Here is a 17,869-nt window from a genome sequence, read left to right on the forward strand (position 1 = left end):
ATCCCACCTCTTTATTGTGTTAACATCATCACAACCTGTGTTTTAAATTGATTTTATTATAAGGATAATGTCACCCCTAGATTGTGATGTTTTTTACAGGGGATGTTTAAATATTGATGGTAAGAAAGCTATTTTTCGTTGTTTCAAACCGATTCTTAAACATAGCACATTCTTTTGGAGAGAGGAAGATCCTTGTTGCATGATCGTTATTCAAGACAAGCGTTATTTAAACCTATTGGAACTAAAGGACAAAACAAATTGAAGGAAAAGCATGTTGTTATTGTTGGCGCTGGAGCATTAGGAACTGCTAGTGCAGAAACCCTTGTAAGAGCTGGAGTAGGTCGTATTTCTATAATTGATCGTGATTATGTAGAGTGGAGCAATCTTCAAAGGCAGCAACTATATACAGAAGAAGATGTGAAATTACAATTACCTAAGGCAGTAGCAGCTGAAAATAAATTGCATTTAATCAATTCAGATGTAGTAGTTAAGGGGTATGTTATGGATGCAAATCCTAGAACCTTAGTACCATTTATTGAAAAGGCGGATATCATTATGGATGCAACGGATAATCTCGAAACTAGATTAGTAATCAATGATCTATCCCTTTTAAAAAATAAACCTTGGATTTATGGTTCTTGTGTAGGAAGTACAGGAATGACTTACTCGGTTATCCCTTATAAAACCCCTTGCTTGCGTTGTTTGTTAAAAGTTACTCCCATGCAGGGAGCTACTTGTGATACGGCAGGAATTATCCCGACTACTGTTCAGCTTGTCTCAGCTTATCAAGCAACCGAGGTTCTGAAATATTTAGTGGAGGATCATAAACATATGAATAAATCGCTACAAATATTCGATATGTGGAACAATCAAAACTATAGTATGATAGTAGACAAAGCAAAAAGGAATGATTGTCCAACATGTGGTCAAAACCCTTCTTTTCCTGCATTGAAGGATGAAAATCAAACGAAAGTGGCTGTTCTATGTGGAAGAGATACTGTGCAAATAAGGATGTTTAAAAAGATTGATTTAGACCAATTGGAGATACAGTTATTACATTATTCTTTCATTCGTAACCCTTATCTTTTAAGTGTGAATGTGGAAGAATATCGAATAGTCTTTTTTTATGATGGGCGGGCACTTGTTCATGGAACGAAGGACATAAATCAAGCAAAGAAAATTTTTGATCGTATCGTTGGATAGGAAGGAGAGTGTTGAAAAATGGTAGAAAGACGCCAACCAATATCAGTAGTAGAAGCAACTCAAAGGGTCATGGCATTTAAAAAAGTAGGTTGTGTTGAGACAATTTCATTAAATGAAGCTCATCATCGATTTTTAGGTGAAGATATAGTAGCAGATCATGATATTCCTTCCTTTGATCGTTCCCCTTATGATGGATATGCCATCTATGCGAAGGATACTTTCAATACTTCTAAGCAACGTCCTGTCCAACTTGAAGTAGTAGGTCATATCGGAGCTGGAGAGGTTTTTGAAGGAACGTTAAAAAGTGGACAAGCCGTTCGAATAATGACTGGAGCACAAATCCCTACTGGTAGTGATGCAGTTGTCATGCTCGAACTAGTAACGACCGAACAAGAAGGAAAAAGGATTAATGTGAAACGTCCTTTTCATTCTGGTGATAATATTTCTTTTAAAGGAGAAGAGACAAAAGCAGGGACGGTGCTTCTAAGGAAGGGAACACAAATGAACCCAGGAACAATCGCTGTACTTGCCACGTTTGGTTATGCAAATGTTCAAGTGTACAAAAAACCAAAGGTTGGTGTCATTGCCACGGGTAGCGAGCTTTTAGACGTTGAGGAAGACTTACAGCCTGGGAAAATAAGAAATAGTAATGCCTTTATGATCATGTCTCAAATAGAGAGAGCTGGAGGTTATGGCCATTATTTTGGGAAGTTTGAAGACAATTTTGATGTTTGTTATCAAAAAGTTTTAAGTGCACTAGATCAAGTAGATATGCTGATTACGACAGGTGGTGTGTCCGTCGGAGACTATGACTATTTACCTAATATTTTTGAAAAACTAAATGCGAATGTATTATTTAATAAGGTAGGAATGCGTCCAGGAAGTGTAACAACAGTTGCTGAAAAGAATGGGAAGCTTCTATTTGGATTATCTGGGAATCCTTCAGCGTGCTATGTAGGATTTGAGTTGTTTGTCAGGCCGATTGTTCGTCATTTTTTAGGCTCAGAACAAGTGTATTTAAAGGAAGTCGACGCTATTTTAGGTTGTGATTTCAAAAAAGCGAATCCATTCACTCGGTTTGTAAGAGGAAAGCTAGATTTTGACCGTGGAGGAATCGTCGTTTATCCATGTGGGCTCGATAAATCTAGTGTTGTATCTTCACTAGCTGAAGCTACGGTGTTGATTCAGCTACCAGGAGGCACAAGAGGGTATAGAGAAGGCATGAGTGTTAAGGTTCATTTGCTAGAGGACCAAGAAGGGCAATCTCATTTTGTTCAAGAAAGAAAGTTAGATAGAGTGAAAAGGTACGAAATAATTGATGGACCTATTGATACAGGTGAAGTGATTAAAAAGGTTGTTTGTAATGAGGCGGGAGCTATTACTACGTTTATCGGTACGGTTAGAGAATGGACAAAAGGGAAACGAACTTTATATTTAGAATACCAAGCTTACATTTCTATGGCTGAAAAAAAATTAAAGCAAATCGGAGATGAAGTTGAATCTAGGTGGCCAGGTGTGAAAGTGGCAATCACTCATCGTATTGGTCGTTTAGAAATATCGGATATTGCCGTTGTTATAGCTGTCTCTTCACCTCATCGAAAAGTAGCCTATGAAGCAAATCAATTTATAATAGAAAGAATAAAAGAAATCGTACCAATCTGGAAGAAGGAACATTGGGAGAATGGAGAGCTGTGGATTGGTGATCAACTAGAGATAACGCCATTAGTAGTGGAAGGTGAGGAAAAAAGATGATAAAGGTATTGTTGTTTGCTCATTTACAAGAACAAATTGGATCTTCTCACATAACAATTAAAGAAAGTTTTAGCAATGTGAAAGAAATAAAAGAGTATTTGATTAATAAGTATAACCTACCTCATTTAAATGGAGTAATGGTGGCTAAAAATGAGGAGTATGCTTTTGATGATACGAAGGTGAATAGTGGCGATGTGATTGCTTTTATTCCACCTGTTAGTGGCGGGTAACACCCTGGGGGTGAGCAGATGAAGTATAAGTGGCTGAAATTGTTTGTAATGGGTATATCTTTTGCATTTATACTAGTCGGTTGTCGTTCGAATGATGGAAAAACAGTGATCACTGTTGCAGCAGCTACTAGTTTAGTAGATAGTTTAGAGGAGATTGAGATAGAGTTTGAAAAAGAACATCCTGAAATCGATATTCTCTGTCATTATGCTTCTACTGGTTCCTTACGTAAACAAATCGAACAAGGTGCACCAATTGATGTTTTCTTATCAGCTTCAGAAACGGATTATCAGCTTTTAGTGGAACAAGGGTTGCTTGAAGAAGGAGAGCTGTTACTTCATAATTCATTAGTCGTTGTGGCAGGAGAGGAATCATCTATTCGATCTTTAAATGAATTTGCTAAAAGTGATGGAAAGATTGCGATTGGGAACCCCAGTTTTGTACCAGTTGGTGTGTATGGTGAAAGAGCGCTCATTAACTTAAAGTTATTGGAAGATTTTCAGGAACGACTGGTTTATGGTAAAGATGTCAAGCATGTAAAGACACTCGTTGAGCAAGGAGCAAGTGAAGTGGCCATTGTCTATGCCAGTGAGGTGAAGGAATCAGATCATCTGCAAGTAATAGAGGAGCTTCCAAGTAGCTTATATCCTCCTATAAACTATTATACAGCAATAGTAGTAGACAATAAGAAAAATGATGAGGCGAATACCTTTATGCAGTTTCTTTTAGAAAAACAAGCCCAAACATTATTTGCGGAAAACGGATTTATAATAAAAGAGAAAGAGTGAGGAGAAGACATCTATGATAAATGACTTCTGGTATCCGGTTCAATTTTCACTTATCGTGGCCATTTTAGCTACAGTCATCACTTTTTTCCTAGCCATATGGGTTTCTTATACGATCATTTCGAAGAAATTAAAGGGAGAGAATATAATAGAGTCATTTATTATGCTCCCTTTAGTTCTTCCTCCTTCTGTTCTTGGGTTTATATTATTAAATGTCTTCGGAATCCATAGCCCTTTTGGGAAAATCACAATGTTCCTTTTTAATGAAACTATATTATTTTCAAAGTATGCGGCTGTGATTGCAGCTACTATTGTGGCCTTTCCTTTGATGTATCAAGCGGCTAAGACTGGGTTTAAAAATGTGGAAGGTGAGATTGAAGAAGCAGCAAAAATAGATGGTGCTACGAATGGAAAGGTTTTTTTATATGTGACTTTGCCATTAGCCTCAAAAACCTTGATGATGGGGGTCATTTTAAGTTTTACGAGAGCGTTAGGGGAGTTTGGAGCGACTTTAATGTTTGCTGGAAATATTCGTGGGAAAACAGAAACCCTTTCAACTGCGATCTATGTTGCAATCGAGTCTGGTGAAACCTTAAGAGCATGGCAATATGCGAGTATTAGTATAAGTTTGTCGTTATTATTTCTTGTGATGATCAAGAGATTAGAAGATAGATATTAGAGGAGAAAGAGAAGCGAATTCCCTTTCTCGATGTAGATTATTGCCTTTTAAAGTCTCCGTTGACCCCTCCTGATTTTTCTAAAAGACTCGTTTCACCAATAATCATCCCTTTATCAACTGCTTTACACATATCATAAACCGTAAGTGCAGTAACTGACGCAACTGTTAATGCTTCCATTTCCACACCTGTATTTCCTTTCGTTTTCACTTCAACTGTTATATGAAGTTGGAACTGTGACTCATTCTTTTCTTCCCAGTTAAACTCGATATTTACACCATTAATAGCAATTAGATGACACATCGGAATAATTGAAGACGTTTGTTTTGCAGCCATAACCCCAGCAACTTGAGCAACGGCTAATACATCTCCTTTATGTAGTTCTAGATTGATGATTTGTTCATAAATTTCTTTATTCACAAAAATACTAGAGTGAGCTTTGGCCAAACGAACCGTTTCTTGTTTATTTGATATATCGACCATTTTTGCTCGACCTTGTTGGTTGAAATGGGTAAAATTTGTCATATTATCACCTTCTCGTGTTTAGTAGTCTCCCTTGATTATAGGAGGATTATCAATATTCACCTGTGATATTTTTAATACGTTAACAGATTGAGTTGAAAAATAAATGAAATGAAGGAGGCGTTATTGTTGATTATACTTCAAGTTGTAGGTTATAAAAATAGCGGCAAAACAAGACTCTCTTCTTATTTTATACGAGAGGGCACAGCGGAGGGATTTAAGGTAGGTTCGATCAAACATCATGCCCATGGTACTCCAGATATAATAGAAGAAACGGATAGTGCAAAGCATATGAAATCAGGCGCTGAAATTGCAGGTGTTTATGGAGGGGGTAGGTTAGATTTATCCATTATGAACGAGGAATTTTCTATAGCTAGGCTTGCTGAATGTTACGAGAAGATGGGAATCAATCTATTAATTATTGAAGGATTTAAACAAGAATCCTATCCGAAGGTTGTTCTATTACGTGAAGATAATGATCTTCAAATACTTCAAGATGTAAAAAATGTTGTTGCAGTTGTTTGTAACAATGGCTGCGATACCATTACAAATGCTCAATGGCCTTCTTTTCAAAGCAGCGATCTGAAAAATATTTCTCTATGGTATGCAACGTTTTTAAAAAGTCCCCCTTCTGTAAAATAGAAAGAGGACTTCGAATTTTTCAACACGTACTAACATTTAATTTCAGCATTTTTACGAGAATAGTACCACCAACAAATGATTAAGCTTATGAAATAATAACCTAAGAAGAGGTAAAGTGCAAAGTCTGCTGAACCAGTCGATTCAACGGACCATCCAAAAATTTTAGGGATTAAGAAAGCCCCATAAGCAGCAATAGCTGCAATGAATCCTAATATCGGAGCAGCTAGGCGTGCTTTTTCTCCTGTGAAAATAAATGGTACCATTCGGAATGTAGATCCATTGGCTATACCTGTTGCAAAAAAGAGAATAAGGAATGAGATTAAAAAGCCGATATAGCTGTCAATATTTAAAAAGTAGATAACACTACCAGTAGCGGCTAACATAAGGATTGTATCCCAGAAAGTCACGAGTGCACCGCTTCCGAGTTTATCAGAAATCCAACCACCAACAGGTCTAAATGCGGCTCCAAGTAATGGACCTAAAAATGCTAAACCTGCAGCACCTGTTTCGGGAAATTCACTTTTAATTAAAAGTGGAAAGGCTGCCGAATAACCGATAAAAGAACCAAAACACATGGTGTATAACCAGGCCATGATCCAAGTATGTTTCTCTTTAAACATATCCGCTTGCTCTTTAAATGATTGTCTTGTATTTGGTAGGTTATCCATACCAAAGAATGCAAGAATGGTCATGATAATAATTGGGAGTACCCACACAAACGCTGCATTTTGAATGAAAATTTCACTACCATCTGGTAATGTTTGAGAACCACCAAAGATCATTCCTAACCAAGGAACGAAAATGATAGCAGGTGTAACAAGCTGGACAACACTGACCCCTAGGTTTCCTAAACCTGCATTAATACCATTGGCTGTTCCTTTCTCTTTAGTAGGAAAGAAAGGGCTAATATTAGCCATAGAAGAAGAGAAATTACCTCCACCTAATCCACATAATGCAGCGAGGATCGCCAACGTTGCAAAAGAAGTATCTGGATTTTGAACGGCAAATCCAATTCCTATTGCTGGAATTAATAGAACGCCCGTACTAATGACGGTCCAGTTCCGACCTCCTATTACTCCAGGCATGAATGTAAAAAATATGCGGAGCGTTGCCCCAACTAAACCAGGTAATGCCGCAAGTGTGAATAGTTGATTTTGTGTCAAATTGAACCCTACATCGTTTAGGCGTACGGCTGTAACAGACCAAATTTGCCATACAATAAATGCTAACATAAGTGCAAAAACTGAAATCCAAAGGTTTCTTCTAGCGTGTTTCTTCCCCTCTGTTTCCCAAAAATGTGTATCTTCAGGATTCCATTCATTAATTCTAGCCATAATAAATCCTCCTATCTCCCATAATGAAGAATTTTATATCTCATGCTTGCCCAATAAGTAAGTCTTGTTAGGACGTTTTCAACAAAAACAAGATAGATTAATAGAGATAAACCGTTGATGTTCAACCTTGAAAACGCTTAATTACTATTGAGCATTCACTTATAGACATATCCTATCAGAGGGAAAAATAGGGGGGTTGTGAAGAACATCACAGGTATGGTATTGGCATGAGAAAGGAGAAATACAGTAGGGATTTATTAACATATTAAAGAAAATAATAACAATTAAATGCTTCTTCGCTACTTACAGTGTAAAGAAAGTGCTTAGCTCTAAACATCTGAATTTAACTCATTTATGAAAGGGGTGTATTCTTTCTTAAAGAACTTGTCTTTCAACTTGTAACAGGTGGAGAATACTGAGCAAGCAATTGAACTCATTCCCTTGTCCGCCTTTGAAGGATCCTAAATGACGAAGACCCAATTAAATATAAAAATGGACAAAACAATGAAGCTAGTTATTTTGGGAATTTACTTGTTAACCGATGTAATTATAATTAAAGGAAAAAATACAAAACTCTTTATTATAAAGGTTAATCAATATTACAAACCTCAATAGGGCACTGGTCACAGCCAATAAATGAACGGAAAAATTCTAAATCATGAATGAGGATTTTACCATCCTCTTGTATACTTATTACCTTTTTCTTTCTTAAGTCACTTAACATACGATTGATACTTTCTCTTGTAGCTGAGCAAAACTTTGCTAACTCATTGTTGGTTAGGTGTAAGTCAATGAGTACTCCCTCTTTTGTTTTTATTCCATAGCTGTTAGATAGACGAATCAAAGTGGAGTATAGAGCCCCTTTTTTTCCGTTAATAACTAAATCAGCAATTTTTGTCTGTAATCTTCTTACGTGTATACTAAACCATCTCATGAATTCGAATGTAAGTTCAGGGTTTTTTAACAGTTTTTGTTCAAGAACATCTACTTTAACAGCCATCACTTCTGAGTCAGTAAGAGATAAGGCGCTAAGCATATATTTTGGTTGATAGGCATATAAAATTAATTCACCAATAATGTCTTTTTCTTTACATATACGAAGATAAAGCTCTTTTCCATCTGAGGTTAATTTACTGATTTGATACCGACCAGAAGTAATTAAGTACAGTTCTGATGCCTCATCCCCCTCGCGGAACAAATAGGAGTGAGCTTTTATTTTTCTTGTGGTACCAATCGATGTTAGCAATTCAGCTAATTCATCAGAAATTAACTCCGAATCACGTTTTCGATTTGAAAGAATCGTCATTTTAATCACTCCCTTAAGATTGATACCTTAGTTCTTAGATTAATATGGTTTGTTTGGAATTGAAGTTCATTCTCACCTGTGATTTAATTCACTCATAGTCTCAAACTATCATGTTATGATTTTTTTTACAATATTACTAAAAAGAAAGTTGTGGAATATTTGTGGATAATCAAGATAATGAGATAGTTGGAATCATATTAGCCGGTGGTCATTCTGTCCGATTTGGACAAAATAAAGCGCAAGCCTTATATAATGGATTTCCTTTTTATCACTATTCTATCCATGCATTGACTACACAGTTATCTAAAAGTTTTATTGTTACAAACAATCAATATTATTCATTTTATAAAAAGAATACTTCTTTATATGTGATTAAAGATATGGAGAGATGGAAAGACCACGGGCCCTTAGGTGGTTTATATAGTGCATTACAAGAAATCGATTCCGACTGGTATTTTGTTTTACCGATAGATATTCCATTTGTAACTAGAAGATTAATTGAGAGGTTATCTTCTTATGTTTCCAATCAGTATGATGCAGTTGTTCCTGTTGTGAAAAATAAAAAACAACCATTAATTGCACTATATCGTTCAACGGTAAAGACAACATTAAAAGAGCAACTAATAAATAGAAACTTGAAGATGGGGATCTTTCTTAAGAATATAAATGTCTACTATGTGGATGAAAATGAACTTGGATGTAGTTTAGAATTTACAAATATTAATACAAAAAAAGATTATTACTATCACATTGCTAATCAAAAGGAGTGAGAGTATATGCCCGTAGTTGATCGTTTGTATAGGCCTTTAAAGGACTTGCGAATTTCTGTAACCGATCGATGTAATTTTCGTTGCAGCTATTGTATGCCGAAAGAAATTTTTGGACAAGACTACCCATTTTTAAAGAGAGAAGAGATTTTATCGTTTGAAGAGATCATTCGGGTCGCTAAAGTTGCATCTACTCTCGGAGTAGAAAAAATTCGTTTGACGGGTGGAGAACCTTTATTACGAAAAGGTGTATCAGAGTTAATTTCACAGCTAAATCGAATAGAAGGAATACGTTATATCACCTTAACCACAAACGGCGTCTATCTCGAAAAATATGCAGAGCAACTAAAACAAGCGGGAATTTGTCGGGTAAATGTAAGTCTTGATTCTCTTGATCCAGAAATTTTTAAACAGATCAATGATATGAATATAGGTCCAGAACCCGTTTTAAAAGGGATCCTTAGAGCAAAGGAAACGGGACTCGAAGTAAAGGTGAACATGGTCGTGAAAAAAGGGGTCAATGAATCGCAAGTGTTACCCATGGTTCAATTTTTTAAAGAAAAGGAAATCGCGTTACGTTTCATTGAATTTATGGATGTGGGGTCAACAAATGGTTGGGATTTAAAAGACGTCCTGACTAAAAAAGAGCTGCATTCGATTATCAGTGAAAAATATCCTATAGAACCGGTGAATCCAACTTATTTTGGTGAGGTAGCTAAACGTTATCGTTATGTAGGTTCAAGTTCTGAAGTAGGGTTTATCTCTTCAGTATCTGAAACCTTCTGTTCTTCTTGCACAAGAGCAAGGCTTTCAACAGATGGGAAAATTTACACTTGTTTGTTTGCATCAGAAGGATTTGATTTAAAGTCTCTCCTTCGTTCAAGTGTAGATGACTCTGAACTAAAACAGGTTCTTATGGATGTTTGGAATAAACGAGAGGATCGTTATTCAGAACTGCGAACGGAGAAAAGTGAAAAAAGGAAGAAAATCGAAATGTCTTATATCGGTGGTTAGTATGACTACTTGAATCTTCATTTATAATAATGGAGAAAGGATGAGAATGATGAAAAAACATATAGTAGAGGTTATTAAACAAATTGAAAAGGATCATGATATCAAAGTGCTTTATGCATGTGAATCCGGAAGCAGGGCGTGGGGATTTCCATCAAAAGATAGTGACTATGATGTCAGGTTTATTTATGTACATAAGGTCAATTGGTATTTGTCGATTGATCAAAAAAGAGATGTCATCGAAATACCAGGGAGAGATTCATTGTCTATAAAGGTGGACCCACTTTTAGATGTAAGCGGGTGGGAGTTAACGAAAGCGTTAAGGCTGTTTAGAAAATCGAATCCACCCTTATTAGAGTGGCTTCGCTCAAGCATGATTTATTATCAAGCGTATTCGACTATTGATCAATTGCGAGCAATTGAGAATGAAGTGTTTTCACCGATCTCATGTATGCACCACTATTTACATATGGCTAAAAGAAACTTTAGGGAATACCTTCAAAAAGAAGAAGTGAAGATAAAAAAATATTTTTATGTTTTAAGACCCGTTCTTGCTGGGAAGTGGATTGAAAATCATCAAACGGTTCCTCCAATTGAGTTTGAGAAGGTGTTTGAAGCAATGATTGAAGAAGGACCTCTAAAACAATCGATTCATGAGCTTTTAGCACGCAAAAAAGCGGGAGAAGAGTTATTCCTAGAGAAGAGGATCGACGTTATAAATGAATATTTGGAAAAAGAAATTGATTATTTGGAGCAGTATGTGAAAACGATAGAAATTGAACGAAAAGACCCAACGGATCAACTTGATCAGTTGTTTAGGGACACATTAAAAGAGGTATGGAGTTAATCATTCATTTTAAAAGTTCTGATTGTCTGTTTATTGGAAATTTACATAAGATGTGATGAACTTCACACATTTTTCTCCTGTTTCCTATTATGCTTAATGTAGTGATACGCATTTTAAGGGAGAAAGGGAGGAATGGGGATGTTTTGTTATCAATGTGAGCAAACACCAGATGGAGGCTGTAAAATAATAGGGGTTTGTGGAAAAGATGAGACAATCGCTAGTTTACAAGACACCATCATTTTCGGACTAAAAGGAATAGCTGCATATCGAACACACGCTGCTCAATTAGGGTATACAGATTCATTTGTTGATGCTACGACTCATGAAGCGTTATATATGACATTGACAAACTCAAATTTTAACCAGCAAGAACATATTGACATGGCAATGAAAGTTGGGACAGCGGCTATTCGTGTGATGGAGTTATTAGATAAACTCATTTAGATCGATTAGGTATTCCTCAGCCAATAGAAATTTCGCAAAACAAAATTGAAGGAAAATCAATTATTGTGACCGGTCACAATTTGTTTGCGCTTGAAATGTTGTTGAAGCAAACGGAAGGAAAGGGCATTAATATTTATACACACTCAGAGATGCTGCCGGCACACGGATATCCACAATTAAAAAAATATTCTCATTTGAAGGGAAACATAGGGAAAGCATGGTATGATCAAAGGCGATTATTTGAAAAGTTTTCAGGTGCGATATTAGCTACTACAAACTGCGTCATGCCGATAAAAGGAACCTACGCAGACCGAATGTTTTCTTATGAAGTAGCTGGATTAGAAAATGTCCAAAAAAATAGAAAATGATGACTTTACTCCTTTAATTAATCGAGCCTTGGAACTCCCAGCAGTAAATATTGAGTCTGATGAAACGTTAATAACGGGTTTTCATCATCAAACTGTCATTGGATTAGCTCCAGAAATTATTCAAGCTGTAAAGGACGGAAAAATTAAACGTTTCTTTGTTATTGCGGGCTGTGACGCTCCTGGAAAGGGTGGAGACTATTATCGTTCGTTGGCAACGTCATTACCACCAGAAACAGTTATATTAACAACTTCTTGTGGGAAATTTAGATTTAATGATGTGAATTATGGAGTTGTACCAGGAACAGAGATTCCACGTTATATTGACTTAGGTCAATGTAATAACTCTGTATCGACTGTAAAAATTGCTTTAGCACTTGCAGATGCATTTGAATGTGAAATTAACGAACTTCCTGTTAGTATTGTGCTATCTTGGTTTGAACAGAAAGCGATTGCAATTCTCCTTGGGTTATTCAGTCTAGGGATTCAAGATATTCGAATTGGACCGAAACCTCCAGAATTTATTTCGTCTGGAGTTATGCAAGTATTGCAAGAAACATTTAATTTAAAGCTTGTTGGAGATGTAGAAGAAGATATGAACGCAATGCTTTCATGATTTTTAACCTACAATGTCAAACCTCTAACGTCTTTCTGTTAGAGGTACAGACTCACTTGTGGGGCTGTCTGTAAAGATGCCGTTATAATAAAGGGGAATAGAGAAAACGACTGTTTTTCTCCATTTCCTTTTTGTGTTTTTTTAGTCATGCTTAGAGTAGGCCCCTGATGGTAGTCACTGTGAAAACTTTAGGGTGAAAAGACTGAGCAGAGAAGCAATAAGGAGGGTCTTTAGGATGACATGAATTCTGTAAGAAGCGTTTAACAATCTGATAATTGTCGAACGATTGTTCTTAACACTTGGAATAATTATGTTTATAATTAATTATGCGATGATAGATAAAATAAGTAATGAACAAGCAACTTAATAACTTTTCTGATCTCCGAAGCCCTGTAGAGTGTTACCCACACATGTTACTGTTCGGAGCATTCTCGTTCTTTTGTCAATGAGTTCCCCCTTTACAATATAAATAGGTACTACTAAAAACTTTTAAGGAGTAGGTATAAGATGAAACAACAAATAACACCATATTTATGTTTCAATGGAAATGCAGAACAGGCATTACAGTTTTACAAGAAGATTTTTGGAGGAGAAGTTTTAGAAATTCAAACTTTTGGAGAAGCTGATTTTCCAACCCCTCCAGAAGCAAAAAATAGAATTCTACATGCGAAATTTAAAAAAGATCAGTTATTATTCATGGTTTCGGACTCATTCCCTGGAAAAGAAGTAGAAATTGGAAGTAATATTTCTTTAGTCTTAGAATTTGATGAGAAACAAGAGATTGAAAAAACCTATAAACTTTTATCTGAAAAGGGAACCATTATCATGGAGCTACAGGACACATTTTGGGACGCATGCTATGCAAAAGTAAAAGACGCTTTTGGTGTCACATGGGATCTCAACCACTCATATAACAAAAAATAATACATTCGAAAAACCAAATTTTTATGGAGAAACTATGTGCTGTATCTCTATTAGTTAATAATTCCAATTGTTGGTTAAGTTTATTTAATTTAAGGGGATGTCTCAAAAGTAACTTTCTATACAAAACAGTGATAAAAATAAAACCCAAAAATGCTGTTAAATCAACATTTTGGGTTTTCAATTTGTCCTCAGTTACTATGAACATGGACTTTCCGGACAACCCCTTATTTACTTTGATATAAATTTTCAACACGTTTTTTTTAAAAAGGTATACTAAAAAGGAGACTCAATTGTGTTCCAAGATCTAGATTATTTACTTGCAGGGAATGAAAGGCAAAAAAAAGCGTATCAAGTGATTTCTTCGTTAAACATCTATGATCATTTAAATGAGGATTCGCCTGTCTTATGTGGGACAATCCCTATTGGAATAGATGTGGAAGGATCTGACTTAGATATTATTGTAGAAGTTCATGATGAAGCTCGCTATGAAGAGAAGGTGAGAAGGTTATATGGACATCTGGACGGCTTTACAGTAAAACATAAGACGATTCGAAAATTCCCTATTGTAAAAGTCAATTTCACCTATAATCATTTTGAATTTGAGTTATTCGCACAAGCAGAGCCAGTAAAACGACAATATGCCTATCTTCATATGATTATAGAACACGAAATCTTAAAGAAGTATCCTCATATGAAAAGCGAAATCATCCAATTGAAAAAACAAGGGTATAAAACTGAACCTGCTTTTTGTTATTTGCTTCGTATAGAAGGAGATCCATACGAAGGGTTAATTGAGTATGGAAAGGAACAAGGGTTTATTTAGAGGTTGTTCAAAAAGTCATGAAAAATTGCTGTCGAATAACTTTGTTGTCTCGCTATTCCACTCCTCATGTACAGAGAACGTACACTGTGGTGCTCATAGCTTCGTCGCCTCGTTCTCCTCGGCCCTTTTTCCCCTACTTTTTGAACACGCACATTTAGTTAAAAAAGAAAGGGGATAAAATGAGAAAATCAAAAAATAACCAAATGCAAATTTTGTTTAATGTGATCGGTGTGGTTACTTTTTTAGGCTTGCTAATTGGGGTGTTGCTTCATGAACTATATGGTGAAGAAAAAGCAGAATTCATTATGTTCTTCCCAATAAGTCTAGTAATTTATTTCTTTTTAGTGAATATTTATTACTACAGCAAATGGGGGAAACAAATTTTTTATAGTTCTCTAATTTTACTATTTGCCCTTGATCTAGGTATGATCATATACTGTCTAACCAACAATAGTTGTGGTTAATATTTACATTGGTAATGTGATAATGTATAATATTGTTCAATTATGACAAATTAGAGAGGCAATGAAAATGCAGAGAATTTTGTTACATGGTGAAGGACTTTTTGTTCTATTGACTACTGTCTATATATACTCTATTAATGAGTTTAGTTGGGTGCTATTCTTATTGTTTTTACTTGTTCCTGATGTTTCGATGGTAGGCTTTCTTATCAACAATCGAGTGGGTGCAAGGATATATAATTTGTTTCATACATATATACTTTCGCTTTCAGCTATTTTAATAGGGTTCTATTTTTTATCTGATATTTTTCTAATGATGGGGTTAGTATGGACAGCTCATATTTCTATCGATCGTCTCCTTGGGCTTGGACTAAAATATCAGTCTAGCTTTCAAGATACACATTTGCAGAGGCTATAAGTAGAAAGTCTATGAGAAAAGTATGATCCATATTTTTATTATTTCAAGATTTGGGTGTTTAGAGGTCGGTAGTTGTGAAGGTGAGTTTTAGTTGGCTCGATTATACTTTGAAACTTGTTACTTTTTATTTCTAGTTTATCTATTTAAGGAAGGAGCTAAAGGTATCAATGTCTAGAAGGGCAGTAGGGACAATTATGGTTTTAGTGGGTATCGTAACTATGGCAATAAATATATGGTGGTTTAAATCTGGTGAATATTACGATTGGTTTCGACGAGCAAGTGGTATTATGTGCACTATCGGAATGTTTTTAATTCCTGACTATGTAAAGGATAAGAAGGAGTGCTCAAACTAAGTAGATTGAAATATTAAGCATCCTGTTGGGTGCTTTTTTTGAACTTAGTCCTACTAACTCCTTATCAATATGGTGGGTACAGTTTATTGAGAAAGGTATTGAATTTTCTATTAAAAAACAACAAAAAAATAGACCGTTAGATAAAATATGATTGCTAAAGCAATACTAGCAATAATGATCAAGAGCAACTTCGAATAAAACTTTTTGAGGGGCAAATGTTTATTTTCTTTTTCAAAGAAAAGGAGAGACGATATCCCCCCTGTAAACCAATATAATAAACTTCGCTCAGATAACTTTTTTCTATTGTTTTCCTTTTCATCATTCTCCTTAGATATAGAATTCTCCCCTTGAAAAGATAAACAAAGCCAACAACGAAATTGTTGACTTTGTTTTAGGGCTATAGAAGTTTACTCAAATCCAAATATAATCCTTTCCCCAACTTTCTTTTGCTAATTGGGTAATGTCATTTACGATCTTGTTTTCAACTGCATACGCTTCGCCTTGTTCGTACGGATTATAGTGAAAGGCGTAAAGTCTAGATGTGAATTCGTGAAATAAAAGAGAACATTCACCTTCTTGTTCTCCATGTTCTTTCACTGACGGTTCTATTCCTTGCCCCCAATTTTGCGAGCTATCGTTATTTGGATTATAGAAGTAAATTCGATACTCTTCTTTTGGATCTTTGGCAATACGGATAATTGATACTGCATGAAACCCTAAAAGTTTTCCGTGAATATTTGTAATGAAGACTCCAACTGGATTTGGATAAATTAGTTCGTAATCATCGTTATATTCTGGGTGGTGAGTAGCATAAAAAAGCCTTACAAAGCCTGAATAATCCGTTATATAATTAGTGACTGGATCAATGACCGTGCTGAAGCCTTTTTGCACCCAATTCCCATAGAAGGATGGGTTGACCCATCGATGACCATCTTCACCTCGTAATGCGACTCTAGACATCATTTCACTATATAGCTTATCGAGGTGTGGGACAAGTACTAAGGAAACTGGATCAAGCTCATTGTGTAATTCTGGTGCCAATCCCCTTTGTAAATTTTTTGAATGAATAGGTACTCCTTCAAAGGTGAAATCAAGATCCCCATCCCGTGCCGCTCTTGGGATGATCTCCAGTAAGAAACCAGGAGCGTGTTGCGCCCAAAGACTGATTCCCCTCGCTGCTTGGCAAGTAGGATTAAACCCTTGCCCGACTCCAAGTGGTTGCCCAAGGACGCTAATGGTTCCTGCTACGAGAATACTGTTAGCGGTGACTCCTTCTCCGCTCGTGGTACTCTCATATAGAGCCTTTCGAACATCTGGACGGATATCTAACTCAATCAGTCGTCTTAATCCTGGAGCTACTGGTGAAGAGGAAAGTACCCCTCGTTCAAGCATGCAAGCTAAACCATAGATTGCTTGCCTTGTAGCTGGAAAAATAGCGACCTTAATAAGTTGAATAACGAGTTCCAAATGTTCTTCAAGATTGGCTATTCCTTTTGAGTTTAATTGTAGGGCATGTGGAATAATGTCAGGCTCTTTTTTGCTTATATATCGAAGAAGAGAAGCATGTTGAGGGCAAACAAGCCCCGTTTCTCTCATCGATTTTGCAAATGTCTCACTTTCGGAGATTAATTCGCTTCTGGATAGGCCTCTTAATGTCATTCGGTAATTATTAGCATGTTTGTTTTCTGAAGAAAGGGTGGACGGTCCTTCAATAGCATGAATAAATTGTTTTAACTGCTTTTCATAATCTTCATTCATTTCAGAGCTTAACATTTCTTTGGCCATTTTAATAATAGATACAATTCGTTCAGTCATGATTGGGCGCTGTGAGGTGAGGCGATCAATTTCTTGGATTAACGTTTTCGTTAACTTCTCGGTAGATAGGTAGGTTGCTATAAACTGAAACAAGTGACTGGCTATTTCATCATTTTCGTGTTTTTCAATTCTAGAACTCTCTGTTGCATTCGGAAATAATAAATGAAGATTATGGACTAAAACTTCAGTTAAAAAATTTTCTGCTTCTTGTGAGGATACTTTTTCATGTTGATATGATTTTTTAGCGATTGCAAGCATACGAAGTTCACTTAATACTTCTATGATCATGGGGATTCCTTTTGCTTTTAAAGAACCAGAAACAAGGGAAGCTTGTAACTTTTCCGCTTGCTCCCATGGACCGTCCTGAAATACACCGCTTTGTTCAAAGAGGTGAGAGTATTGAAATAACTGTTCAAACCCATCTTTCATATCGATTAGTCGTTGAGCTTCTTGATAGACATCGGTTTGGTATTTAGCCTTTGTGATGGATGGAGCACTTTCTAATTTATTGAGTGCTCGCTCAAATCGATCAACGATAACATCAGTAGGTAACGACATAAAAAATCTCCTTTATTT

Annotated in this window: 18 protein-coding genes and 2 pseudogenes; 16 read left to right on the top strand and 4 right to left on the bottom strand. The window is 36.0% G+C overall.

Annotated elements, in window-relative coordinates; translation table 11 throughout:
* The first annotated feature begins 195 nt into the window (after window positions 1–195).
* The 6 genes and pseudogenes from LC087_RS16955 to modB all read left to right on the top strand — a co-directional run bounded on the left by LC087_RS16955 (window position 196) and on the right by modB (window position 4,647).
* Window positions 196–1,203, top strand: a complete 1,008-nt coding sequence (locus LC087_RS16955) for a ThiF family adenylyltransferase (RefSeq protein WP_226542450.1) — start codon at window positions 196–198, stop codon at window positions 1,201–1,203.
* 18 nt (window positions 1,204–1,221) lie between these two features.
* Window positions 1,222–2,463: pseudogene (locus tag LC087_RS16960) on the top strand (molybdopterin molybdotransferase MoeA); the annotation flags it as partial.
* The gene (locus LC087_RS16965) at window positions 2,443–2,955 is read left to right on the top strand and encodes a molybdenum cofactor biosynthesis protein MoaE (RefSeq protein ID WP_264190001.1); all 513 of its coding nucleotides are present in this window, start codon (window positions 2,443–2,445) and stop codon (window positions 2,953–2,955) included. The pseudogene LC087_RS16960 and the gene LC087_RS16965, both read left to right, overlap by 21 nt.
* Entirely contained in the window at window positions 2,952–3,185 is a 234-nt protein-coding gene (gene moaD, locus LC087_RS16970) for a molybdopterin converting factor subunit 1 (protein ID WP_226542448.1), read from the top strand. The genes LC087_RS16965 and moaD overlap by 4 nt, the downstream gene beginning before the upstream one ends.
* Before the next feature lie 18 nt (window positions 3,186–3,203).
* Complete coding sequence (gene modA, locus LC087_RS16975; protein ID WP_226542446.1) at window positions 3,204–3,971, top strand: molybdate ABC transporter substrate-binding protein; 768 nt, start codon at window positions 3,204–3,206, stop codon at window positions 3,969–3,971.
* A 13-nt stretch (window positions 3,972–3,984) separates the two neighbouring features.
* Window positions 3,985–4,647, top strand: a complete 663-nt coding sequence (gene modB, locus LC087_RS16980) for a molybdate ABC transporter permease subunit (RefSeq protein WP_226542444.1) — start codon at window positions 3,985–3,987, stop codon at window positions 4,645–4,647.
* A gap of 37 nt (window positions 4,648–4,684) precedes the next feature.
* Here modB and moaC read toward each other — a convergent pair whose 3' ends face one another.
* Complete coding sequence (gene moaC, locus LC087_RS16985) at window positions 4,685–5,170, bottom strand: cyclic pyranopterin monophosphate synthase MoaC (protein ID WP_306019728.1); 486 nt, start codon at window positions 5,168–5,170, stop codon at window positions 4,685–4,687.
* A gap of 126 nt (window positions 5,171–5,296) precedes the next feature.
* Between moaC and mobB the strand changes: the two genes are divergently transcribed.
* Window positions 5,297–5,809 (top strand): molybdopterin-guanine dinucleotide biosynthesis protein B, encoded by a 513-nt coding sequence (gene mobB, locus LC087_RS16990; protein ID WP_226542440.1) that lies wholly within the window; start codon window positions 5,297–5,299, stop codon window positions 5,807–5,809.
* Between the two features lie 29 nt (window positions 5,810–5,838).
* Here the strand turns inward: mobB and LC087_RS16995 are convergent, their stop codons facing one another.
* Complete coding sequence (locus LC087_RS16995) at window positions 5,839–7,143, bottom strand: MFS transporter (protein WP_226542438.1); 1,305 nt, start codon at window positions 7,141–7,143, stop codon at window positions 5,839–5,841.
* A gap of 589 nt (window positions 7,144–7,732) precedes the next feature.
* Window positions 7,733–8,449, bottom strand: a complete 717-nt coding sequence (locus LC087_RS17000; RefSeq protein WP_226542436.1) for a Crp/Fnr family transcriptional regulator — start codon at window positions 8,447–8,449, stop codon at window positions 7,733–7,735.
* A 161-nt stretch (window positions 8,450–8,610) separates the two neighbouring features.
* Here LC087_RS17000 and LC087_RS17005 point away from each other — a divergent pair, with 161 nt between their 5' ends.
* The 9 genes and pseudogenes from LC087_RS17005 (at window position 8,611) to LC087_RS17045 (ending at window position 15,478) form a co-directional block, all read left to right on the top strand.
* A complete protein-coding gene (locus tag LC087_RS17005; RefSeq protein ID WP_226542434.1) occupies window positions 8,611–9,219 on the top strand; it encodes a molybdenum cofactor guanylyltransferase in 609 nt (202 codons plus the stop codon).
* Window positions 9,220–9,225: 6 nt separating this feature from the next.
* Window positions 9,226–10,230, top strand: coding sequence for a GTP 3',8-cyclase MoaA (gene moaA, locus LC087_RS17010; RefSeq protein WP_226542432.1), 1,005 nt, complete (start codon window positions 9,226–9,228; stop codon window positions 10,228–10,230).
* A gap of 49 nt (window positions 10,231–10,279) precedes the next feature.
* Window positions 10,280–11,074 carry a nucleotidyltransferase domain-containing protein gene (locus LC087_RS17015; protein WP_226542478.1) on the top strand — a complete coding sequence of 265 codons (795 nt, stop codon included), beginning with the start codon at window positions 10,280–10,282 and terminating at the stop codon, window positions 11,072–11,074.
* A 132-nt stretch (window positions 11,075–11,206) separates the two neighbouring features.
* Window positions 11,207–12,499, top strand: a pseudogene (gene hcp / locus LC087_RS17020) (hydroxylamine reductase).
* Window positions 12,500–13,006: 507 nt separating this feature from the next.
* A complete protein-coding gene (locus tag LC087_RS17025) occupies window positions 13,007–13,423 on the top strand; it encodes a VOC family protein (protein WP_226542427.1) in 417 nt (138 codons plus the stop codon).
* Window positions 13,424–13,715: 292 nt separating this feature from the next.
* Window positions 13,716–14,246 carry a DUF4269 domain-containing protein gene (locus LC087_RS17030; RefSeq protein ID WP_226542425.1) on the top strand — a complete coding sequence of 177 codons (531 nt, stop codon included), beginning with the start codon at window positions 13,716–13,718 and terminating at the stop codon, window positions 14,244–14,246.
* A 179-nt stretch (window positions 14,247–14,425) separates the two neighbouring features.
* Window positions 14,426–14,710: a hypothetical protein gene (locus LC087_RS17035; protein WP_226542423.1), complete on the top strand. Its 285-nt coding sequence runs from the start codon at window positions 14,426–14,428 to the stop codon at window positions 14,708–14,710.
* A 67-nt stretch (window positions 14,711–14,777) separates the two neighbouring features.
* Window positions 14,778–15,125: a DUF4260 domain-containing protein gene (locus tag LC087_RS17040; protein ID WP_226542421.1), complete on the top strand. Its 348-nt coding sequence runs from the start codon at window positions 14,778–14,780 to the stop codon at window positions 15,123–15,125.
* Window positions 15,126–15,292: 167 nt separating this feature from the next.
* Complete coding sequence (locus LC087_RS17045; protein WP_226542419.1) at window positions 15,293–15,478, top strand: hypothetical protein; 186 nt, start codon at window positions 15,293–15,295, stop codon at window positions 15,476–15,478.
* A gap of 411 nt (window positions 15,479–15,889) precedes the next feature.
* On the opposite strand, the gene LC087_RS17050 is transcribed toward LC087_RS17045, so the two are convergent.
* On the bottom strand, window positions 15,890–17,851 hold the full coding sequence (locus LC087_RS17050; protein ID WP_226542417.1) for a hypothetical protein: 1,962 nt from the start codon (window positions 17,849–17,851) through the stop codon (window positions 15,890–15,892).
* Window positions 17,852–17,869: the final 18 nt, after the last annotated feature.

The sequence above is a fragment of the Bacillus carboniphilus genome, assembly GCF_020524035.2.
Taxonomy (GTDB): domain Bacteria; phylum Bacillota; class Bacilli; order Bacillales; family JAIVKR01; genus Bacillus_CC.